The sequence below is a fragment of the Curtobacterium sp. Leaf261 genome (assembly GCF_001422205.1).
GTDB lineage: Bacteria > Actinomycetota > Actinomycetes > Actinomycetales > Microbacteriaceae > Curtobacterium.
Window position 1 is genome coordinate 469,110 of record NZ_LMMJ01000007.1, and the last position, 21,604, is coordinate 490,713.

The 21,604-nt window shown below is 70.6% G+C and carries 22 protein-coding genes and 3 tRNA genes; 5 read left to right on the plus strand and 20 right to left on the minus strand.

The genetic code is table 11. The features are described from left to right. Window positions 1–95: 95 nt before the first annotated feature. Complete coding sequence (locus ASF23_RS07545; protein ID WP_055951186.1) at window positions 96–581, minus strand: hypothetical protein; 486 nt, start codon at window positions 579–581, stop codon at window positions 96–98. 89 nt (window positions 582–670) lie between these two features. On the opposite strand from ASF23_RS07545, the gene ASF23_RS07550 reads away from it, so the two are divergent. Continuing rightward, window positions 671–1,705: an NAD(+)/NADH kinase gene (locus ASF23_RS07550; protein WP_082473906.1), complete on the plus strand. Its 1,035-nt coding sequence runs from the start codon at window positions 671–673 to the stop codon at window positions 1,703–1,705. A 128-nt stretch (window positions 1,706–1,833) separates the two neighbouring features. Here ASF23_RS07550 and ASF23_RS07555 read toward each other — a convergent pair whose 3' ends face one another. From ASF23_RS07555 to tilS, 15 genes are all read right to left on the minus strand, one after another. Further along, window positions 1,834–2,883, minus strand: a complete 1,050-nt coding sequence (locus ASF23_RS07555; RefSeq protein WP_055951189.1) for a sigma-70 family RNA polymerase sigma factor — start codon at window positions 2,881–2,883, stop codon at window positions 1,834–1,836. A 372-nt stretch (window positions 2,884–3,255) separates the two neighbouring features. Continuing rightward, window positions 3,256–3,387, minus strand: a complete 132-nt coding sequence (locus ASF23_RS18945; protein WP_268750846.1) for a hypothetical protein — start codon at window positions 3,385–3,387, stop codon at window positions 3,256–3,258. Window positions 3,388–3,439: 52 nt separating this feature from the next. Further along, the gene (locus ASF23_RS18260; protein WP_156364343.1) at window positions 3,440–3,589 is read right to left on the minus strand and encodes a hypothetical protein; all 150 of its coding nucleotides are present in this window, start codon (window positions 3,587–3,589) and stop codon (window positions 3,440–3,442) included. 98 nt (window positions 3,590–3,687) lie between these two features. After that, window positions 3,688–3,897, minus strand: coding sequence for a hypothetical protein (locus ASF23_RS07560; RefSeq protein ID WP_055951192.1), 210 nt, complete (start codon window positions 3,895–3,897; stop codon window positions 3,688–3,690). Window positions 3,898–3,925: 28 nt separating this feature from the next. Continuing rightward, window positions 3,926–5,506, minus strand: coding sequence for a lysine--tRNA ligase (gene lysS, locus ASF23_RS07565; protein ID WP_055951195.1), 1,581 nt, complete (start codon window positions 5,504–5,506; stop codon window positions 3,926–3,928). A gap of 164 nt (window positions 5,507–5,670) precedes the next feature. Further along, entirely contained in the window at window positions 5,671–6,369 is a 699-nt protein-coding gene (locus ASF23_RS07570; protein WP_055951198.1) for a Rossmann-like and DUF2520 domain-containing protein, read from the minus strand. Next, window positions 6,366–8,243, minus strand: coding sequence for a PH domain-containing protein (locus ASF23_RS07575; RefSeq protein ID WP_055951200.1), 1,878 nt, complete (start codon window positions 8,241–8,243; stop codon window positions 6,366–6,368). The genes ASF23_RS07570 and ASF23_RS07575 overlap by 4 nt, the downstream gene beginning before the upstream one ends. A 6-nt stretch (window positions 8,244–8,249) precedes the next feature. Continuing rightward, window positions 8,250–8,753 (minus strand): PH domain-containing protein, encoded by a 504-nt coding sequence (locus ASF23_RS07580; protein ID WP_055951203.1) that lies wholly within the window; start codon window positions 8,751–8,753, stop codon window positions 8,250–8,252. 107 nt (window positions 8,754–8,860) lie between these two features. Continuing rightward, a complete protein-coding gene (locus tag ASF23_RS07585) occupies window positions 8,861–9,355 on the minus strand; it encodes a DUF3180 domain-containing protein (RefSeq protein ID WP_055951206.1) in 495 nt (164 codons plus the stop codon). After that, complete coding sequence (gene folK, locus ASF23_RS07590; protein WP_235510813.1) at window positions 9,352–9,945, minus strand: 2-amino-4-hydroxy-6-hydroxymethyldihydropteridine diphosphokinase; 594 nt, start codon at window positions 9,943–9,945, stop codon at window positions 9,352–9,354. Before folK ends, ASF23_RS07585 begins: the two co-directional genes overlap by 4 nt. Beyond that, window positions 9,942–10,337 (minus strand): dihydroneopterin aldolase, encoded by a 396-nt coding sequence (folB, locus tag ASF23_RS07595; protein WP_055951209.1) that lies wholly within the window; start codon window positions 10,335–10,337, stop codon window positions 9,942–9,944. The genes folK and folB overlap by 4 nt, the downstream gene beginning before the upstream one ends. Then, window positions 10,316–11,107, minus strand: a complete 792-nt coding sequence (gene folP, locus ASF23_RS07600) for a dihydropteroate synthase (RefSeq protein WP_055951640.1) — start codon at window positions 11,105–11,107, stop codon at window positions 10,316–10,318. The genes folB and folP overlap by 22 nt, the downstream gene beginning before the upstream one ends. Window positions 11,108–11,314: 207 nt before the next feature. After that, window positions 11,315–13,312 (minus strand): ATP-dependent zinc metalloprotease FtsH, encoded by a 1,998-nt coding sequence (ftsH, locus tag ASF23_RS07605; protein ID WP_055951212.1) that lies wholly within the window; start codon window positions 13,310–13,312, stop codon window positions 11,315–11,317. A 184-nt stretch (window positions 13,313–13,496) separates the two neighbouring features. After that, window positions 13,497–14,048 (minus strand): hypoxanthine phosphoribosyltransferase, encoded by a 552-nt coding sequence (hpt, locus tag ASF23_RS07610; protein WP_055951214.1) that lies wholly within the window; start codon window positions 14,046–14,048, stop codon window positions 13,497–13,499. A 10-nt stretch (window positions 14,049–14,058) separates the two neighbouring features. After that, a complete protein-coding gene (gene tilS / locus ASF23_RS07615) occupies window positions 14,059–15,114 on the minus strand; it encodes a tRNA lysidine(34) synthetase TilS (protein ID WP_055951217.1) in 1,056 nt (351 codons plus the stop codon). 57 nt (window positions 15,115–15,171) lie between these two features. On the opposite strand from tilS, the gene ASF23_RS07620 reads away from it, so the two are divergent. After that, complete coding sequence (locus ASF23_RS07620) at window positions 15,172–15,663, plus strand: inorganic diphosphatase (RefSeq protein WP_055951221.1); 492 nt, start codon at window positions 15,172–15,174, stop codon at window positions 15,661–15,663. A 115-nt stretch (window positions 15,664–15,778) separates the two neighbouring features. Here ASF23_RS07620 and ASF23_RS07625 read toward each other — a convergent pair whose 3' ends face one another. Further along, entirely contained in the window at window positions 15,779–17,224 is a 1,446-nt protein-coding gene (locus ASF23_RS07625) for a C40 family peptidase (protein ID WP_055951224.1), read from the minus strand. Window positions 17,225–17,256: 32 nt separating this feature from the next. Next, window positions 17,257–18,516: a M23 family metallopeptidase gene (locus ASF23_RS07630; RefSeq protein ID WP_156364345.1), complete on the minus strand. Its 1,260-nt coding sequence runs from the start codon at window positions 18,514–18,516 to the stop codon at window positions 17,257–17,259. A gap of 290 nt (window positions 18,517–18,806) precedes the next feature. On the opposite strand from ASF23_RS07630, the gene ASF23_RS07635 reads away from it, so the two are divergent. The 3 genes from ASF23_RS07635 (at window position 18,807) to ASF23_RS07645 (ending at window position 19,133) form a co-directional block, all read left to right on the plus strand. Beyond that, a tRNA-Glu gene (locus ASF23_RS07635) sits at window positions 18,807–18,882 on the plus strand. Between the two features lie 47 nt (window positions 18,883–18,929). Then, window positions 18,930–19,006, plus strand: a tRNA-Asp gene (locus ASF23_RS07640). A gap of 54 nt (window positions 19,007–19,060) precedes the next feature. Further along, window positions 19,061–19,133 (plus strand) — tRNA-Phe (locus tag ASF23_RS07645). 285 nt (window positions 19,134–19,418) lie between these two features. Here the strand turns inward: ASF23_RS07645 and rocD are convergent. Together rocD and ddaH are read right to left on the minus strand one after the other, a co-directional pair. Beyond that, a complete protein-coding gene (gene rocD, locus ASF23_RS07650; protein ID WP_055951231.1) occupies window positions 19,419–20,645 on the minus strand; it encodes an ornithine--oxo-acid transaminase in 1,227 nt (408 codons plus the stop codon). Continuing rightward, window positions 20,642–21,511 carry a dimethylargininase gene (ddaH, locus tag ASF23_RS07655; protein WP_055951234.1) on the minus strand — a complete coding sequence of 290 codons (870 nt, stop codon included), beginning with the start codon at window positions 21,509–21,511 and terminating at the stop codon, window positions 20,642–20,644. Before ddaH ends, rocD begins: the two co-directional genes overlap by 4 nt. Window positions 21,512–21,604: the final 93 nt, after the last annotated feature.

Consider the following 21,604-nt stretch of genomic DNA (forward strand, 5'->3'; position numbering starts at 1 on the left):
CTGTTCGCCGTGGGCGTGAACCCTGTCCGGGCGGCGCTGCCACGGCCGGGAGGCTCGGCTCGGGTCCGCCCCGCCGGTTCCGGACCGTCAGACGATCACGCGCGACGTGTGGCCCGTCGCAGGGCTCGACGGAGTCGCCGGACGTCCGCGCCGACGGACTCGAGGCGGAGGTGCGCGTCGCCGAGCGCGGGGTCGTCGACGCCGTCGAGGAGCGCCAGCAGGACGTGCTGCGGCTGCACGGCGACGACACTCGCCGTTGCCGCGTGCCGCATGGACCGCGCGAGGACGCGCATCGCCGCGGGGGTGCAGACGATCCCCGCATCGGTGTCGTACGTGGCGAACGATGCGCGGTAGGAGTTCGACGGCAGCGATGCCCGGAGCGCCGTGACGCTGACGAGATGCGCGTCGAGGACCGCACGGAAGCGCCGGTGGACGGCGCATTCGGACACCGCGGCCACGAGCAGGTGTCCGACGTCGACGAACGGCTGTCCGCGGTCGTGCGCATCGTGCTCCGCGAGCAGCAGTGTGCTCGGCGCCGAGCGGATCGGCGGCATGGGGGCGGGGAGCAGGAGGCTCTGCATGGTCGTCCGTTCGGGTCGGTCAACGAGATCTTATGCAAGATATCACATGCCGGTCCGGGGACGCAGGTTCGGCGGATACGCTCCCGGCCATGGAGGACCCCCTCGTCGGCATCGTCGTGCACCCGACCAAGAACGTGTCCGAGTCCGTCGCGACCCTGCAGCGCTGGAACCGTGACGGACGAGGACACCTCGTGGCGCGCCGTATCGACGCCGTCCGACTCGGCACCGGCGTGGAGGGATCCGGCATCGAGCTGCTCGAGGACGACGAGTTCCGCGACCGCGTGGACACCGTCGTGGCACTCGGCGGGGACGGCACGATGCTCGGGGCGATGCGTCTCGTCGCGAACCGTCCGGTGCCCGTGCTCGGCGTCAACTACGGCAACGTCGGCTTCCTCGTCGAGATCGAGCCGTTCGAGCTGGAGGTCGCACTCGGCCGCCTGTCCGCCGGGGACTACTCGCTGGAACCGCACCATGCGCTCGAAGCCGCCCTGTCCTGGTCCGGGTCGAACACCCACTACCTCGCCTTCAACGACCTCACCGTGGTCCGGCGTCCGGGCTCCGGGCAGGTGTCCGCTGACCTCACGATCAACGGCCTGACGTACGGGTACTACCGCGCGGACGCCATCGTCGCGTCGACGCCGGCCGGATCGACCGCCTACAACCATGCCGCCGGCGGCCCCGTGCTCTCTCCCGCACTGTCCGGATCGGTCGTGACGCCGGTCGCCCCGATGGCCGGCATCGACCGTTCGGTGGTGCTCGCGGCGAAGGAGCGCTACCGGTTCGCCATCGCCGAGGGCACCAGGAGCGCGGCGCTCGAGGTGGACGGGCTCGTCGTCGGCGAGGTCGCGACCGGTGCCCAGATCGATCTGCACCTCCGGAAGAACGCTGGCTCGGTCATCCGGCTCGACGCCGAGCGGCACGGACGGACCGGCCGGATGAAGCTGAGCCTGCTCGACCTGCCGATGCGGCCGGACCAGCTGCAGGAGCTCATCCCCGCAGAGGTCCGTCAGCGGCTCCGGGCCCAGGAGCGACCGGACCTCGCGCCACCGACGGGCGTCGCGCCGGACCCCGACGAGGAGCACGGGGACGACGACCCCGAGGGCGACGAGCACGAGGACGCCTGACCGTCGGCGACGCCGATCGTCAGTGACGCCGGATCGTCAGTGACGTCGGACCTCCACTCAGGTGGACGACGTACGGCCCGCGGGAGCTGGTGCTCCGGCGGGCCGTTCGTCGTGGTGCGGGACCGAGGTCAGTCGGTCAGGTACAGCTGCATGTCCTGGCTGACGGCCTTGGCGAAGAGGCGCAGCTTGGCGCGGGACTCGACACGGCTCACGGCCTGGCGCGTGGTGTGCACGACCTTCGAGATCTCGTCGAGGGTCATCGGGTGGTCGTCGTCGAGGCCATAGCGCATCCGGATGACGTTCGCCTCGTCGGTCGGGAGCTCGGCGACGATGGAACGGATGTCGCGGTGCAGGAGCGTCGACTCGGTCATCTCGTTCGGGCTCGCGGCGTCCTCGTCCTCGATGAAGTCGCCCAGCTCGCTGTCGTCGGAGTCGCCGACCACGGTGTGGATCGACACCGGCTCGTGCGAACGGCCCTTGAGGTCGGTCAGCTCCTCGACGCCCATGCTGAGCTCCTCGGCGACCTCCTCCGCCGTGGGGGCACGGCCGAGGTCGACGGTGAGGTCACGCTCGGTGCGGGAGATCTTGTTGATCAGCTCCACGGTGTGCACCGGGATGCGGATGGTGCGGGCCTTGTCGGCGAGACCGCGGGAGATCGCTTGGCGGATCCACCAGGTGGCGTACGTGGAGAACTTGTAGCCCTGCGTGAAGTCGAACTTCTCGACCGCACGGACGAGTCCGAGGTTGCCCTCCTGGATGACGTCCATGAACGGCAGACCGCGCTGCGAGTACCGCTTGGCGATGCTCACGACGAGGCGCAGGTTCGAGGTGATCATGCGCTCCTTGGCGCGCTGACCGTCGCGGCCGAGCCACCGGAGTTCACGCTCGAGCTGCTTCGTCAGGCCCTTGCCGTTCGCGAGCTTCTCCTCGGCGAACAGCCCGACCTCGATGCGTCGGGCGATCTCGGCCTCTTCCGCAGCGGTCAGGAGCGAGAGGCGCCCGATGTGGCGGAGGTAGTCGCCGACCTGGTCGACCGATGCCCCGCGGACACCGGCGAGGCGCTCGTCAGCCTCGATCGCGGTGTCGACGGCCTCGAGTTCGCGGGACTTCGGTGCTGCCGGGGCGCTGGTGGCGGCCGTGCGGCGGGACGTGGTCGGAGCTGCGGTTGCGATCGTCATGCGATGACTCTCCTTGCGGTGACGGGCCTTGCGGTGGAGGGGCAGTGCGGGTGCTGGGTGACACTCGGTGCGTATGACGAGTAAAGCGGCCGAGAGGTGTACCCCACAAATCGTTCCGAACGATTCTCAGCCTTCTCCGTGCTTGGTCATCAGATCGGTCGGAGTGGGGTACGTCGTATTGTGCGTACCGCCGCCTGGATGTGGGGCGCCAACCCCTGTATTCCCGGCGATTCCGGGCGATTCCGGGTGAACCCATTGCCTTCGCAGACGATGTACCCCGGCGGGTGTGCTCGTTCGGAGCGGCCGATGGGGTACGTCAACGGGTACACGCGTTCCGGCCAGGCTGTACCCCGACGCCAGAGCCGCCGGGGCTCACCAGGACGGTTCGAGCCACACCGAACGGCGGAGGAGGACCTCGTGGTCCTCGTCGAGGTCGAACTCGTCGTACTCGTTCTCGAAGTCACCGATGAGGGTGCTGCGGACCACGGCGCGGATGCTCGTCATGGCGTCGATGCTCACACCGACGGGCGACGGCACGGTGAACCGGGTGTGACCGTCAGACGTCGATGTCGTGGTCGTCCGGCTCGAGGTCATCGGCAGGGACAACCGTCGACACGGGGCCGGTGGTCGCGTGGTGGCCGAAGGCGTCCTCGGGCTCGAGCTCGTCCGGGACGTCGATGGGATCGTCGGCACGAGCAGCACGCATGGCCGCGAGGATGCCAGCCCGTGGTGAACGGCAGGTGACGGACGTGGCGGACGCGAACCGTGCCTCCAGGCCGACCGTCAGGTGACGGACGGAGGCCGTCAGTCGCCGGGCGTGACCGGCGAGACGGGCGATCCGGTGCTGCGCTCAGCGGCGAACTTCGCGCGCTCCTCCGCCTCGATCTTCGAGTAGGCGGCACGCTCGGTGCGGTCGGACCGGAGGATCGCGCGCATGACGAACCAGAAGATGAGGCCGACGATGATCGTCGGCGCCAACGCGAAGATGATCCCGGTCACGACTCCATGAGGCACGACTGCAGGATACGTCAGCGAACTGGGATCACTTGACGAGCGGGAACAGGATCGTCTCGCGGATCCCGAGGCCCGTGATCGCCATGAGCAACCGGTCGACACCCATCCCCATGCCGCCCGACGGTGGCATGCCGTGCTCGAGCGCGCGGAGGAACTCCTCGTCGACGCGCATCGCCTCGACGTCACCCCCGGCAGCTAGCTTCGCCTGCTCGACGAACCGTTCGCGCTGGACGACCGGGTCGACGAGCTCGGAGTACGCCGTCGCGAGCTCGAAGCCCCGGACGTAGAGGTCCCACTTCTCGACCACGCCGGGGCGCGACCGGTGCTCACGGGTCAGCGGCGAGGTGTCGAGCGGGAAGTTCATCACGAACGTCGGCCGGTCGAGGCCGCCCTTGACGTGGTGCTCCCACAGTTCCTCGACGTACTTGCCGTGCGTCGGGTGCGCGACCTCGACGCCGGCCTCGTCCGCCAGCGCGACGAGCTCGGCGAGCGGGGTCTCGGGGGTGATCTCCCGACTCACGGCCGTGGAGAGCGTGCCGTACATGTCGATGCGGGCCCAGTCGCCGCCGAGGTCGTACTCGGTGCCGTCGGCCAGCGTCACGACGTGTCCGCCGGTGACCGCGGCCGCGGCGTTCTGCACGAGCTCCTGCGTCAGGTCGGCCATCTGCTCGTAGTCGCCGTACGCCTGGTACGCCTCGACCATGGCGAACTCGGGCGAGTGCGTGGAGTCTGCGCCCTCGTTGCGGAAGTTCCGGTTCACCTCGAACACCCGGTCGATGCCGCCGACGACCGCGCGCTTCAGGAAGAGCTCCGGCGCGATCCGGAGGTACAGGTCGGTGTCGAACGCGTTCGAGTGCGTGACGAACGGCCGGGCCGACGCGCCACCGTGCTGCGTCTGGAGCATCGGGGTCTCGACCTCGAGGTACTCATGTCCGTCGAACGTCGCCCGGAGGGACTGCATGACCTTCGCGCGGGCCCGGACGGTCGCCCGCGCCTGATCGCGGACGATGAGGTCGAGGTAGCGGGCGCGGGCGCGGGTCTCCTCGGACAGTTCGGAGTGCAGGTTCGGCAGGGGCTGGATCGCCTTCGCCGCGATCGCCCAGTCGTCGACCATGACGCTCAGCTCGCCGCGGCGGCTCGAGATGACCCGGCCGTGCACGAACACGTGGTCACCGAGGTCGACGAACTCCTTCCAGCGGGCGAGGGACTCGTCGCCGACCTCGGCGAGGGAGACCATCGCCTGGATGCGGGAGCCGTCGCCGGACTGCAGGGTCGCGAAGCAGAGCTTGCCGGTGTTGCGCGAGAACACGATCCGGCCGGCGATCCCGACGACGTCCTGGGTCTCCTCGCCGGTCTCGAGCCGCTCGTACTCGGCGCGGACCGCCGGGATCGTCGTCGTGATGCCGACCCCGACCGGGTAAGCCTGGATGCCGTGCGCGAGGAGCTTCGCGCGCTTGTCGAGCCGGACCGCCTTCTGCTCCGAGGCCTCGCGCTCGGCGTCGTCCTGCTCGGTCGCCTGCTGCTCAGTTGCCTGCTCGGTCGCGGCGAGGTCGGCCGCGACGTCGGCGGCCGTGGTCTCGGGGGTGGTGTCGACGTGCTCGTCGGTCATGCTGGCGCGGCTCCAGAGTTCGTGGGGGACGGGTCGATCGTACCGGGGGTGCGGACGCGGCGCAGATCGGGAGATCGACGGGGGTGTTCAGAACACGCCCGTCCACGCTGAACACGCGGATCCGGGTGTTCCGGCTGGACGGGGGTGTTCAGAACACCGGGGTCCTACAGCCGCTGCTGACCGTCGACCCGCGTCAGGGCGTTGTCCACGGCGGACCGCACCAGGGCACCGAGCACGAGCCCCGGGTGCTCCACACCGATCCCGGACAGCGTGCCCGCGGCCTGGGTGACGATCGCCTCGGAGAACGTCGTCGCCGCCCGCACCGCATCCGCGTAGGCCGGCCGGTCCGCCTCGGCGATGACGACCGGCTCCGCGCCCATCTCGACCACGAGGGCCTGCCCGATCGGGAGCACCGGGGTCGGCGACGTCACCGCGCAGTACGCGTCCCGCAGCCGCGACAGGTCGACGCTCGTCCCGGTGAAGGCCATCGCGGGGTGGATCGCGAGCGGGATCACGCCCTTCGCGAGCGCGGGAGCGAGCACCCCGACGCCGCTGTCCGGCGAGGTGTGCACGACGAGCTGCCCGGGCTGCCACACCCCCGCGTCCGCGAGGCCCCGCACCAGCTCCGCGAGTGCGTCGTCCGGCACCGCGAGGAGTACGAGCTCGCTCCGTTCGACGAGTGACGGGATGTCGAGGATCGGGACGCCGGGGAGCAGCGCCTCGGCACGATCGCGGCTCGCGTCCGACACCGCGGTGATCCCGACGACGGCGTGCCCGGCGTTCGCGAGGGCGGCCCCGAGCACTGGCCCGACCCTTCCGGCGCCGATGATGCCGACGCCGAGGCGTCCGGCGCGGTCGCTCATCGGTCCGCCTCCGGACGCGGGGTCGCATCCCAGCCTGGAGGGACGGGTGCGGGAGATGACGTCGGGAACGGAAGTCGTGCCGCCAGTCCGGCGTCCGTGGTCGCAGGCTCCCCCGGCGCTGGCACCGCGTGCCGCTGGCGCGTCACCTCGAGCGGAGTGCGCGCCAGTCCGGCGTCCGTGGTCGCAGGCTCCCCCGGCGCTGGCACCGCGTGCCGCTGGCGCGTCACCTCGAGCGGAGTGCGCGCCAGTCCGGCGCGCTCCCGCCACCGGTGCGACGTGTCGGTGTCCGCCGCCGCGATCGCGTTCGTCTCGGCCTCGGCGAACAACCGCATCGCGTCGTCGGCCTCGATCGCGCCGATCCGCGCGACGACCGGTCCGTGCACCGTGTGCACGTGCACCTCGGCGAGCCGCAGCGTGCGCTCGATCGGACCCTGTGCGACCCGCACGCTCTGGATCCGCGGCAGCGGGACGAGCACGAGCGAACGCCAGATCGCACCGAGGCGGAAGAGCACGGCACCCGGCACGTGCCGGTACCCGTTCCGCCGCCACGAGAACGGCCGGAGCCAGGCTCCACGCCGCGGTGACCGGACGAACCTGCCGGCGTCGCCCGTCGTCGTGAGGCTCTCCTCGACCACGCCGACCGCGGCCGCCGACCCCTGTTGCAGGTCCTCGAGGCTCGCGGCCGGTCCGACCACCGCGGCGCCGACGAGCTCCGGCAGGATGATCTCGAGCACCTCGCGCACGTCGTGCGCATTGCCGACGGGGAGCACGACGCTCGAGGCCTGCTGGTTCTGGCGGGACCCCTGCGAGTGCGACGCCCGGTTGATCCGCACGTCCCACCAGCCGAACGGACGCCAGAGCAGCGGCTGGTTGACACTCACGGCGTGGATGCGCCCCGGCGGCAGCGTCTCGTTCGTCGTGGACACGAGCCCGTACCCGATGCGGATGCCGTCGGGTGTCGACGCGATCGTGTACTGCAGCGACTTGGCGAACTTCCTGGCGTAGAAGCCGACCGCCGCGATCAGCGCCGGGAACAGGGTCACGAGCAGGAACCAGCGCCCGGTCAGCGAGACGCTCACCACGATCGCCGCCGCGGCCAGCAGGATGAAGACCGTCGTCTCGGACAGCAGGAGCGATCCGATGAGCCGGCCCTGGTGCACCTTCACGACCCGGGTCGCATGCGTCGCCACGGGATCGAACTCCGGCGACAGGAACTCGTTCATCCGCTGCTCGATGACCCTGCCGGTCGCCGGGTCGATCCGCGGACCGGCACCCGGGGAGTCCCTGGCACCGCTCGCGAGCTGGAGGATCCGCTGGCGCAGGTCGTCGGCCGCCCGCGAGCCGAGGTACGCGAGCTGCACGTTCGCGTCGTTGCCGGCCTGCGAGATCTCGAGGCGCGCGGCACCGAACACCCGCGCGAGGAACGGCCTCGCGATGTTGATGCCCTGGATCCGGTCGAGCCTGGCCTTCCGGTGGTTCCGGAACACGACGCCCGAGCGGACCTCGACGACCTCGCCGGTGACCCGGAACGTGTGCATGCGCCAGGCAAGCCAGAACAGACCGACCAGGACGGCGATGAACACCAGGATCCCGAGCAGCACGAACCCGACGTAGTTGTGGCTGACGACGTAGTCGATCGGGTCGCCCTGCTCGCCGTCGTAGCCCGCCTGCGGGATGACCATGTTGACGAGGCGTTCCCGGAACTGCTGGAAGACGAAGAAGAAGATCGCCACGAACACGATGCCGCCCTTGAGGAGCGGTGTCGCGGGGTGCAGGCGGTGCCACTCGCCGTCGGTCAGCTGCGCGGCCGCGGCGGCGTCACCGCGGCGCACGGGCGGCGGTGACGACAGGTCCGGTGTCCGTCCGAGGCTCATGGCGGTCTACAGCCCGACGCGGCGCGACTCGGCCTTCGCGACGAGCTCGTCGCGGAGGCGGTCGGCCTCGCCGACCGGCAGCCCGGGGATGCGGACGTTCGTGGACGCGGCCGCCGTGACGAAGCGCAGGTCGCTCAGGCCGAGCACGCGTCCGAGCGGGCCACGGCTGACGTCGATGAGCTGCATGCGGCCGTACGGCACGGCGATGAACCGCTGCCACATGAGGCCGCGACGCACCACGAGGTCGTCGTCCCGCATGGCGTAGCCGATCGCGCGGATCCGGCGGGGTGTGAAGGCCGCGACGAGGATCGTGGTGATCGCAGCCGCGATGCCGATGCACGTCCACACGATGCCGCTGACGGAACCGGCGAGTGCGAGCAACCCGATCAGCAGGAACCCCGCGGTGATGACCGCACCGACGAGCAGCACCGTCACGAGCTCGGTCCACACCAGTTTCGGCGAGATGCGGGTCCAGTCGATCCCCGGCATGTCGAGTCGTTCCCTCGGCATCTCGCTCCTCTCGGCATCGGTGTCGCGAGTCAGTGGGTGTCGCGGGTCTGGCGGTGTCGCGGGTCTGGCGGTGTCGCGGGGCGCTGGGTCCGGCAGTCCGGACGGCGTCAGAGCACCGTCGTCCCGCCGTGTTCGCCCGGCGCGTCCTGGTCGTCCTGGTCGTCGTCCCGCGGAGGAACCGTGCACATGCGCTCCGCCACGAGCGCGCAGACCAGGAGGACGAGCCCCCCGACGACCGCGATGACGCTCGGCAGGACCGAGCCTAGCGCCGGAACGACGGAGCGGGACAGGAGGTAGACGAGCCCACCGAGCGTGAACCCGCCGAACAGCGCCCCGCAGAGACTCGACGCCTTGGCCAGGACGACCACCCGGGTCGCGTAGAACGCGTCGACCGGGCGGGTGGCGGTGCCCCGCGCATGCCGGCGGATCGGCATCGCCATGAGCACGAGGGCGACACCGATCCCGATGAGCGTCAGCCCGAGAGCCGGGGAGAGCACCACGACGGGGAGCGCCCGCGACGTCAGTGCGGCATCGAGGGCGAAGCCGGCGACGGCCGCGACGAGCGCGACGCTGATGAGCGTCGACGGACGCGTGCGCTTCACGAGGCGGCCCCACCGGTCGCGCCGCCCCGGCTGTCGGCGCCGTCGGCGCTGTCGGCGCTGTCGGCCTGGAGGGACGGCGCGGCCTCCGAGAACAGGCGCGGCTCGTCGACGCGCACGGTGTCGTCCCCGAGCTGGTCGAGGAGCGCACGGACACTCCCCGCTCCCGGGAGCACGGCGTCGGGATCGGCGTCCACCCACGGTGCGAGCACGAACGCGCGCTCACCGGCCCGCGGGTGCGGCAGCTCCAGGTCGGCCGTGTCGATCGACAGGTCGTCGACCGCGACGATGTCGAGGTCGAGCGTCCGGTCGCCCCACCGCTCGATCCGCACGCGCCCGTGGTCGTCCTCGATGCGGTGCAGGGCGTCGAGCAGCGCCGACGGCCCGAGATCCGTGTCGACGATCACGACACCGTTCCGGTAGCGCGGCTTCGTGTCGTCCGGCCCGTCGAGCGTCACGGCGATCGACTCGACCTCGTGCGAGGAGGCGACCGCACGGACGCCCTCGATGCCGAGGATCGCCGTCGCCGCGTCGCGGAGGGTCGTCCCGCGGTCGCCGAGGTTCGCCCCGAGTGCGATGACGGCGCGGCTCACGGAGTGCTCGTCGTGGATCGGGAACGGCGGATCGTGATCGACACGTCCTGGAACGGCACCGTGATCGGCGCCTCGGGCTTGTGCACCGTCACCTCGGTGGCGATCGTCGCGGGGAACCCCAGTGCGACGGCGGCGATCCGCTCCGCGAGCGTCTCGATGAGGTCGACGGGTTCCTGCTCGACCGCCGCGACGACCCGCTCGGCGAGGACGCCGTAGTGCACGGTCCGCTCGAGGTCGTCGGACCGGGCGGCGTCGAACGCGTCGACCTCCACCGCGACGTCGACGACGAACTCCTGTCCGTCGCGACGCTCGTGCTCGAAGACGCCGTGGTTGCCACGTGCGCGGACCCCGGTGAGTCGGATGACGTCGTTCACGATCGTGCTGCCCTCCATGTGTCCCAGACTGCCAACATCGTGCGGGTCGGTGCCGGATCGTGCACCCGCACACCCCACGCACCGCGCTCTGCGGCGAGCAGGCTGATCGCCGCACTCGCGAGGTCCCGGTCCCGTGCGGGTCCGTCGGGGTCGCTGCCGACGCCGCGCAGGAACTTCTTCCGCGAGGCCGCCACGAGGACCGGCAGTCCGAGCGATGCGAACCGCTCGTACCCCGCGAGGATCTCCCAGTTCTGCCGGCCGTCCTTCGCGAACCCGAGGCCGGGGTCGATGACGATCTGGTCCTGGTGCACGCCGAGGACGATGAGCTCGGCGACGCGCTGCTCGACCTCACGCCGGACGTCCTCGACCGCGTGCGCGTAGACGGCGTTCCGCTGCATCCGGTCGCTGTGTCCTCGCCAGTGCATGACGACGAACCCCGCTCCGCTCGCCGCCACGACCCGGGCCATGTCCGGGTCCGCGAGCCCGCCCGAGACGTCGTTGACGATCGCTGCGCCGGCCTCGACCGCGGCCTCGGCGGTGGCGGCGTTCATGGTGTCGACGCTCACGGCGATGCCCTCGGCGACGAGCGTCCTGATGACCGGCAGCACGCGACGCTGCTCGACCTCGACCGGCACCCGCTCCGCACCGGGTCGGGTGGACTCGCCACCGACGTCGACGAGGTCCGCGCCGTCGGCGACGAGCGCCCGGGCATGGCGCACGGCCGCGTCGTACGCGGCGTGCAGCCCGCCGTCGCTGAACGAGTCCGGCGTGACGTTGAGGATGCCCATGATGCGCGTCCGCCCGGCGGGACGGGCCGCGTCGACCGCAGCACGGGCCTCCCGGCGGAGCGCCGCGGTCGCCTGCTGACCCACCCGGTGTCCCACCTCGCGCAGGTCGATGGCGACGGTCGCCGGGGCGGCCGCATCGGCGCGGGTGCGGTCCACCTCGGCGAGCCGACGCGCACGCCGCGTGGGCTGGTCGGTCATCGCGATGGCCTAGGCCGGGGCGATACCCGGGTTGCTGCGCGGAGCCCGGGTGCGCTTGGGCTTCGCCGGCGGCTCGGAGTCGACCCCGCCGTCGACCGCACCCTCGTCGACGCCGGCCTTCTTGCCGAGCGTGATCGCGGGGAGGTCGCTGACCGGACGGTTCTCGCTGGAGAGCCACTGCGGGCGCTCCGGGAGCTTCCTGACGTCCTTGAAGATCTCGGCGAGCTCGTTGTGGTCGAGCGTCTCCTTCTCCATGAGCTCCGCGGCCAGGTGGTCGAGGATCTCGCGGTTGTCGTTGATGACCTGGTACGCCTCGTCGTGGGCCTGCTCGAGCAGCGCACGGGTCTCGGTGTCGACCGTCTCGGCGATGTTCTCCGAGTAGTCGCGGCCGGTGCTCATGTCGCGGCCCATGAACGGCTCGCCCGAGCCGTTGCCGAGCTTGATCGAACCGACCTTGCGGCTCATGCCGTACTCGGTCACCATCTTGCGGGCGGTGCCGGTGGCCTTCTCGATGTCGTTCGACGCCCCGGTGGTCGGGTCGTGGAAGACGATCTCCTCGGCCACGCGACCACCCATCGCGTAGGTGAGCTGGTCGAGCAGTTCGTTCCGCGTGACGGAGTACTTGTCCTCGAGCGGGAGCACCATCGTGTACCCGAGCGCACGGCCACGGGGCAGGATCGTGATCTTGGTCACCGGGTCCGTGTGGCGCATGGCCGACGCGGCGAGGGCGTGTCCACCCTCGTGGTACGCGGTGATCAGCCGCTCCTGCTCGTTCATCACGCGGGTCCGACGCTGCGGGCCGGCCATCACGCGGTCGACGGCCTCGTCGAGGGCACGGTTGTCGATGAGCTGCGCGTTCGAGCGTGCGGTCAGGAGCGCGGCCTCGTTGAGGACGTTCGCGAGGTCGGCACCGGTGAACCCCGGGGTCTTCCGGGCGAGGACGTCGAGGTCGACGCTCGCGGCCAGGGGCTTGCCCTTGCCGTGCACCTCGAGGATCTGCTTGCGACCGTCCATGCCGGGGGCGTCGACACCGATCTGGCGGTCGAAGCGGCCGGGGCGGAGGAGCGCGGGGTCGAGGACGTCCGGACGGTTGGTGGCCGCGATCAGGATGACGTTCGTCTTGACGTCGAACCCGTCCATCTCGACGAGGAGCTGGTTCAGGGTCTGCTCACGCTCGTCGTTGCCGCCGCCGATGCCGGCACCGCGGTGACGACCGACGGCGTCGATCTCGTCGACGAAGATGATCGCCGGGGAGTTCTGCTTGGCCTGTTCGAAGAGGTCGCGGACGCGGCTCGCACCGACACCCACGAACATCTCGACGAAGTCCGATCCGGAGATCGAGAAGAACGGGACGCCCGCCTCACCGGCCACGGCGCGCGCGAGCAGGGTCTTGCCGGTCCCGGGAGGGCCGTACAGCAGCACGCCCTTCGGGATCCGCGCACCGACGGCCTGGAACTTCGCCGGCTCCTTGAGGAACTCCTTGATCTCCTGGAGCTCCTCGATCGCCTCGTCCGCACCGGCGACGTCCGCGAAGGAGACCTGCGGGTTCTCCTTGTTGTTCATCTTGGCGCGGGACTTGCCGAACTGCATGACCTTCGAGCCGCCACCCTGGGCGCTCGAGAGGATGAACCAGAAGATCGCGCCGATGATGAGGAACGGCAGCATGATGCTGAGCAGCGACAGGAACCAGTTGGACTGCTGGACGGTGTCGTTGTAGCCCTTCGACAGGTTCGCCTTGTCGACGGCGTTCACGACGTCTTCACCACGCGGCGTCGAGTAGTAGAACTGCTCGGTCGCGCCGCCGTCCTTGAGGACCAGATCGACGCGCTGCGTGGTCGAGTTGATGGTGGCGGAGGAGACCTTGCCGTCCGAGAGGAGCTCGAGGCCCTTCTGGGTGGTGGTCTCGGACGTCGACGACGAGCTGATGACGCTCCAGCCGATCCAGATGCCGATGATCGCGATCAGCACGTAGAGGTACGGCCCGCGGAGGATGCGCTTGAAGTCCATGTGATCCGGGCGAGAAGCCCGACACCTTTCTCTGCCGACGTTCGGTGTCGATCAGCATACGGCCGCGATTCTGTGGGCCGGTTGCATGTCCTCCGAGAGCGAAACCGGAACGACCCCCGCGTTCACGGGGCAGTGCGGGACCGCGCAGCCGTGCTCCGCCCGACCACGACCGTGCTCCGCCCTCCTAGGAGTAGACGTGCGGGGCGAGGACGCCGACGCCCCGGAGGTTCCGGTAGCGCTCCGCGTAGTCGAGTCCGTACCCGATCACGAACGCGTCCGGGATGTCGTAGCCGACGTACTTGACGTCGACCTCGACCTTGGCGGCCTCGGGCTTCCGGAGCAACGCCACGATCTCGACGCTCGCCGCACCGCGGGAGCGGAGATTCTGCTGCAGCCAGGACAGGGTCAGCCCGGAGTCGATGATGTCCTCGACGATGATGACGTCGCGGCCGTGCAGATCGGTGTCGAGGTCCTTGAGGATGCGCACCACACCGCTCGACTTGGTGCCGGAGCCGTACGACGACACCGCCATCCAGTCCATCGTGACCGGCAGCTTGAGCTCGCGCGAGAAGTCCGCCATCACCATCACGGCGCCCTTCAGCACCCCGACGAGCAACGGGTCGCGCCCGGAGTAGTCGGCCTCGACGGCACGGGCCAGCTCGGCGAGACGCGTCTCGATCTGCTTGGCGGTGAACAGGACCTCGCTGAGGTCGTCCTGGACGTCGGAGAGTTCCACGGGGTGCCCTTCAGCGGTGGGGGGTGGGGGTGGCGGCGAACGCGATGCGACCGCCGACCCGCTCAACCCTAACGCCGGGCAGGTCGAGCGGTCCCTGCCCGGACCAGTCGGTGACGAGGCGGCAGACCTCGAGCGTCTGCACCCGCGAGAGCACGACGCCGAACTCGCTCTCCACCGCGAGCCGGACGAGTCGTTGCCGGAGTGCCGCCGGGTTCGCGGCGAGGCCGCTCACCGAGAGCGAGATGCCCGCCTCCGAGTGCTCGCTGAGCTCCTCGGCGAGCTCCTCGGCGAAGTGGTCGAGGGCCGCGGCGTCCTCCCGCAGTTGGTCGGCGGTGCGGGCGAGCGCCTCCGGCACCCCCGGACCGAGTTCGGCCTGGAGGCTCGGGATGAGTCGTTCCCGCACGCGGACCCGCGCGAAGGCCGGGTCCGCGTTCTGCGGGTCGGTCCACGGCGTCAGGTCGGCGTCCGCGCACGCCTGGTGGGTGACGGCCCGACGGACACCGAGCAGCGGCCGGGCGATCGACGGCCCCACCGTCAGGGCGTGGTGGTCGGTGCGCGGTCGTGCGAGCGGGGCCATGCCCGAGAGGCTGTCGGGACCGCTCCCCCGCGCGAGCCCGAGCAGGACGGTCTCGGCCTGGTCGTCGAGAGTGTGCCCCACGAGGATGAGTGGTGACCCCTCGGTGGTCGCGACGGCCGTGATCGACGCGTACCGGGCCTCCCGTGCGGCTCCCTCCGGACCACCCGCGGTCCCGACGCGCACGTGCTCGACGACCACCGGCGCCAACCCGAGGTGCTGCGCCTGGCGCGCAGCCGTCTCGGCGACCTCGCGACTGCCCGGCTGGAGGCCGTGGTCGACCACCACGGCTCCGGCGCGCAGCTGCTGCTTCGGTGCCTCGAAGGCCGTCGCACTCGCGAGTGCCAGGGAGTCCGGACCACCGCTCAGCGCGACGAGGACGAGGTCGTCGTCGCGGAGCACCCCCACGGCTCTGGCGTTCGCGAGTGCGTTCCGGACGGCGAGACGCACCTCGGCCACCGCCGGGGAGAGCCGAGGCCGGTGCATGTGCATTGTGTAACGTTATCGGCGCTTCGATCCCCCGATCTTTTTCTTACAGGAGAGCACCACATGGGCGCATACGACGTCGTCATCGAGATCCCCAAGGGCAGCCGCAACAAGTACGAGGTCGACCACGAGACCGGTCGCGTGTACCTCGACCGCGTGCTCTTCACCTCGTTCGTCTACCCGACGGACTACGGGTTCTTCGAGAACACCCTCGGCCTCGACGGCGACCCGGTGGACGCACTCGTGCTCCTGGAGTACCCGACGTTCCCCGGTGTCGGCGTCAAGGTCCGCCCGGTCGGCGTGTTCAAGATGAGCGACGAGGCCGGCTCCGACGCCAAGGTCCTCGTCGTCCCCGCGAAGGACCCGCGCTGGCAGCACATCCAGGACATCGGCGACGTCGACGAGCAGACGAAGGCCGAGATCGCGCACTTCTTCGAGCGCTACAAGGACCTCGAGCCGAACAAGTGGGTCAAGGCCGAGGGCTGGGGCGATGCCGCCGAGGCCGAGGAGATCGTCGCCGCGGGGTTCGCGGCCTACGAGCCCGCCGGACACTGACGCTCCCGCGCAGCACGCACTGACGCTCCCGCGCAGCACGACGCGATCCACTCCACTCAGCCGCATCGCGCGGCGTGGAGTGGGTCGCGTCGTCTCGTGCTGAGCCGGGCCCGGGCTAGAGCGAGCCGGTCGGGCGTGCGACGTACGGCAGGAGCTGACCCGGGGTCCACACCGCGATGTTCCGGACGAACGCACCGGGCTTCGGCGCCTCGACCATGCGACCGCCACCCGCGTAGAGCGAGTCGTGGTAGCCGCCCGAGACGGAGCCGTTCGAGGAGTAGAACAGGATGTCGCCGGGCTGCGCCTGGGACAGGGGCACGAGGCGGCCGAGCGACTTGAAGTAGTTGTACTGCTGCTGGACGCCGTACCCACCGGTCGCGACGCCCTGTGCCGCGTAGGACGCCCGGACGAGCCCGGAGCAGTCGTACGCGTTCGGTCCCTGCGAGCCGAGCCGGTAGGGCTTGCCGATCTGGGACGACGCGAACGCGAGTGCCGCTGCGCCCTTGGACGGGCTCGGGGCGGGGGCGGGGGCCGGCGCGGGGGCCGGGGCGGGCGCGGGCGCGGGGGCCGGGGCGGGGGCAGGCGCCGGAGCGGGAGCCGGGTTGGTCGTGCCGCTCCCGCCGCCACCGTTCGTCGGCTTCGTGGCAGTCGGCTTCGTGGTCGTCGGCTTCGTGGTCGTCGGCTTCGTGGTGGTGGTCGACGTGGTCGTGGTCGTCTTGGTCGTCGACGTCTTGGTCGAGCTCGCGGCCGGGGCCGCCGCCGTCGCGATCGCCGCCGCCGCCCGCTTGGCCTGCTGGTCCTCGAAGTAGGCCGCCTCCGTCGACGCGGTCGTGCCCTTGAGTGAGGCGAGCTGGTCGTAGAGCGTCGACTGCTGGGACTGTACGTCCGCGAGCTTCTTCGCCGAGGTCGCCGCGGCGTCGTTCGCGTCGGCGAGCGTCGACTTCGAGGCCGCCGTCGCCTCGTCGAGCGCGGTCTTCGCCGTGGCCGCCTGGTCCTGCAGCGCACTCACCTGACGCTGGTCGTTCTCCGCCTGGGCGAGGATCCCGGCGGATCGCTCGGACAGGTGGGACATCGCTCCGACCTTGTACAGCAGGTCCTTGGCGTCGGAACCGTCGGTGAGCATCGTGGTGGAGAGGTCCCCGCCACCCGTCCTGGAGAGTTCGACGACGAGCCCGGCGACCTGCCGCGAGGACGCCTCGGCCCTGGTCGTGGCCGCCGCCTTCTGCCGGCCGAGCGTGTCGACCTTCGTCTGCGCATCCTGCTGCACCGACACGGCCCGGGAGTAAGCCTCTCCCGCCGCCTGCTCCGCGACGGAGGTGCGCTGCACGGTGTCCTGGAGCGACTCGAGCGAGGACGTCAGCGAGTCGACGAGCGCCTGGGTCGCCGCCTGGGAGGCCTTGGCGGCCTGCACGTCGGACCAGCTCGGTGCGGACCCCCCGGTCGTGGACGTCGACGTCGACCCCGCCGGGGTCGCGATCGCCACGGTGGGGGCGAACGAGAGCGTCAGTCCGACGACGGCGACGGTCGCGGCACCTCCGATCAGTGAGCGTGCAGGCTTCATGTGGGGTCAGCGCATCCTGGGCGCGCTCGTGGTCATACCGAGATCCCCCGCGCGGCCATGAAGGGGACCGGGTCCGTGGCGGCGCCACCGACCCGGGTCTCGAAGTGGAGGTGGCAGCCCGTCGACCAGCCGGTGGACCCGACTCGCGCGATCTGCTGCCCTGCCTGGACGGTCTGGCCCGCTCGGACCAGGAACCCGCCGTTGACGATGTGTCCGTACGCGGTGGAGATCCCGCCGCCGTTGTCCAGGATGACCTCGTTGCCGTAGCCCCCGCCGTTCGCGGCGAACAGGACGGTCCCGGCGTGCGCGGCGAAGATCGGCGCGCCGCAGGACGGTGCGAGGTCGACGCCGGCGTGCAGCGCGGTCACGTGGTTGTACGGGTCGACACGGATGCCGAACCCGCTGGTCTGGGAGCCGCCGGACGGGCGGACCCAGCCGGAGGCGTTCGGGGTGGTCGTGGCGGCGGCCGCCGCGGCGCGAGCCCGTGCGGCAGCGGCCTCGGCGGCCTTGCGGGCTTCCTCGACGCCGGTGTTGTAGTTCGCCTCGACGTCGGTCGCGTTCGTGGTCAGCGCGGTCAGCTGCGCGTCGAGCCGCGTCTTGTTCGCACTCTGGTCGGCGAGCGCGTTCGATGCGCTCGCGGACGCGTTGTTCGCCGCCTCGAGCTTGTCCTGCGCGTCGTCGCGGAGTCCGCCGAGGGCCTTCTTCGCCACGTCGGCCTGGTCGGCGAGCGACTGCGCGGTCCCGCGGTCCTGGCTCGCCTGCTCGTAGATGCCGTCGGCCTGTTCGGTCAGCTTCGACATCGCGCCGAGCTGGTAGAGCAGGTCCTTCGCCCCGGTCGGGTGCGACAGCAGGTTCGACGTGACGTCGGAGTTGCTGGAGCGACCGAGCTGCGCGGCGAGCTGCCCCGCCTGGGTCTCGGACGCGGCCGCGGTCTTCTCGGCGCTGCCGGCCTGCTCGGTGAGCGTCTGCTCCCGGAGTGCCGCCTCGTCGAACTTGGTCTGCGCGGACTGGTAGACCTGACCGGCCTTCGCGGCGGCCGCCTGCGTGTCGGCGACCTTCTGCGTGAGCGAGGTGATGAGCCCGTTGATCTCGTCGACCTTCGCCTGCTGCGCGGACGCCGAGGCCTTCGCCGCCTGCACGTCGGCCCAGCTCGGGTAGGTCGTCGCCGAGGCGCTCACAGCAGGACCGGTCGCAGCGAGCACCCCACCCGCGAGCGCGACGATCACCGCGAGGGCGAGTGCTCGACGACGCGAGGGCGCTGCTCGGCGGGTGTTCTGAGGGAAGTGAGTCATGGTCTCGATTTCGTAACAGCGCGGCAAGGCTCACGCACGTAACACTGTTAACAGACGCAACAGTAACAACAGGGGTGCCGGGCATCCACCCCCCGTCACAGGGGGCACGGACGACCGACGACGGCACCCGGGGGTACCGACGGCACGGTTTCTCTTCCGGCGAGTGAACCTGGCGGACCCCCGGCCGACCGGGGCGACACGCCGAGCGATCACCCCACCGGCGGCTCGGTTTGGAATTCCCGCTGGGGTTCCGTATGCTTGTCCCTCGGTAGCGGGAAAGCATTGCCGACGGCCCCATCGTTTAGTGGCCTAGGACACCGCCCTTTCACGGCGGCAGCACGGGTTCGAATCCCGTTGGGGTCACCATGACGGGGACACGTCTGCAAGACGATCCGGCTACCACAACTCAAGATGGCCCTGTAGCGCAGTTGGTTAGCGTGCCGCCCTGTCACGGCGGAGGTCGCGGGTTCAAGTCCCGTCAGGGTCGCCACGGCGGCCGGTCTTCGGATCGGCGCCTCGGGTCCGGTGTGCGCATCGGATCCTCGGCTGGGTAGCTCAGTTGGTAGAGCGTTCGACTGAAAATCGAAAGGTCCGCGGATCGACGCCGCGTCCAGCCACAGTTCCGTGCGACAGCATCACGAAGGCCCCGGGTTCGCCCGGGGCCTTCGTCGTTCCCACGGCGGTGTTGCCGCCGCGCGGGGCGTCGACGTGTTCTGAACACGCCCGTCCAGCGCGAACACCCGGACACGAGTGTTCCGACTGGACCGACGTGTTCTGAACACGCGGGAACGACGCGAGCCGCGCCTCCCGGCCGTGTCGGACTGGAGGGACGGTGCGGGTGACGCGCGCCGGCTGCGGTCCGGCGCCACCCGCATCGCACCGCACGGTGCGTCCGCGACGCGTCAGCTCAGGTCGGCCAGCACGCCCGCCAGGGCGCCCATCGCGAAGTCGAGCTCCTCGTCGGTGACCACGAGTGGCGGCGCGAACCGGATCGTCGAACCGTGGGTGTCCTTGACGAGGACACCGCGCTCCATCATGCGCAGCGAGACCTCGCGGCCGGTGGCCAGCGCGGGGTCGATGTCGATGCCGGCCCAGAGTCCGGCGATCCGCGACCCGACGACGCCGTTCCCGACCATGCCGTCGAGTGCCGCACGCAGCACGGACTCGCCCGCGAGCGCCCGGGCCTGGAACGTCCCCTCGGAGAGCATTGTGACGACCTCGAGCCCGACCGCAGCCGCGAGCGGGTTGCCCCCGAACGTGGAGCCGTGCTCGCCGGGGTTCAGGACACCGAGCACGTCGGCCCGACCGACGACTGCGGAGACCGGGACGATCCCGCCGCCGAGCGCCTTGCCGAGCGTCATGAGGTCGGGCTTGACGCCGACGCGGTCGACCGCGAACGTGCGACCCGTCCGACCGAGGCCGGACTGGATCTCGTCCGCGATGAACAGGGCACCGTGCTCGTCGCAGATCCTCCGGACGGCGGGCAGGTAGTCCGCGGGCGGGATGATGACGCCGCCCTCGCCCTGGATCGGCTCCAGGAGCACGCCGACGACGGTCTCGTCCATGGCCGCCGCGAGTGCGTCCGCGTCGCCGTACGGCACGATCCGGAAGCCGGGCGTGTACGGACCGAAGCCCTCGCGCGCGACGGGGTCGTCGGAGAACGACACGATCGTCGTCGTCCGGCCGTGGAAGTTGCCCGCCGCGACGACGATGGTCGCCTGCCCGTCGGGCACGCCCTTGACGCGGTAGCCCCATGCACGGGCGACCTTGATCGCGGACTCGACGGCCTCGGCTCCGGTGTTCATCGGCAGGACCATGTCGGTGTCCGCGAGCCGTGCGAGGGCCTCGGCGAACGGGCCGAGCCGGTCGCTCGAGAACGCCCGGCTCGTCAGGGTGACGCGGTCGAGCTGCGCCTTGGCGACCCCGACGAGACGCTCGTTGCCGTGGCCGAAGTTCACGGCGGAGTACGCCGCGAGGCCGTCGAGGTAGCGGGTGCCCTCGACGTCCGTGAGCCACGCACCCTCACCGGACGCGATGACGACCGGGAGCGGCTTGTAGTTGTGGGCGAGCGATCGGTCCTCACGGGCGATGGCCTCCTGCGTCAGGGAGACGGTCTCCGTGGCACTCATGCGCCGACCGGGTGCAGGTCGAGCGTGCAGCACTTCACGCCGCCACCGCCGAGCAGGAGCTCGGACAGGTCGACACCGATCGGGTTGTAGCCCCGGTCGCGGAGCTGCTGCTCGAACGTCGTCGCACGCGAGGCGATGACGACGTTGTACCCGTCGCTGTACGAGTTCAGGCCGAGGATCGCCGCGTCCTCCTCGGTCGCGATGATCGCGTCCGGGAAGCGCTCGCGGAGGATCGCCAGGGACGGCTCGTCGAACGCGGACTCCAGGTAGGCGATGTTCTGGGCGCCGTCGGCCGTGGGCTCCGGGTCGAGCACCGCGATCGCCGTGTCGAGGTGGTAGAAGCTCGGGTTGATCAGCTTCAGGGTCACGACCTGTCGGCCGTAGACCTTCGCGATCTCCTCGTGCGAGGTGCTGTCCGACCGGAACCCCGTGCCGGCGAGGATGACGTCGCCGACGAGCAGGAAGTCGCCCTCGCCCTCGTTCGTCTCGACCGGCTCGGCGACCCGGAGCCCGGCGTCGCGGAACCAGTCCATGTACGCGGGACCCTCGGGCTGACGCTCGGGATACTGGAACTTCGCGCCGTACGCGACACCGTCGAGGACGAAGCCGCCGTTCGCCGCGTAGACCATGTCCGGCAGGCCGTCGATCGGCTCGATGAGCTCGATGTCGAAGCCGAGCTGCTCGTAGACGCCGTAGAGCGTCTGCCACTGTGCGACGGCCTTGTCGGTGTCGGTGGGGTCCTCCGGGTGCATCCAGGGGTTGATCCGGTAGCTGACCGTGTAGAAGGTCGGCTTGCACATGAGGATCGACCGCTTGGTGGCGGTCCGGGTGGGCGTCATGGGAGTTGCTGGGGCCGGGTTCGACATTCGATGTCTCCTGGAACCGGGGTCCCGAGCCTGTCAGGGAACCACCATCTCGGAATTCGCAGGCGAGAGACAGGCTCACTCACCCGGTGTCAC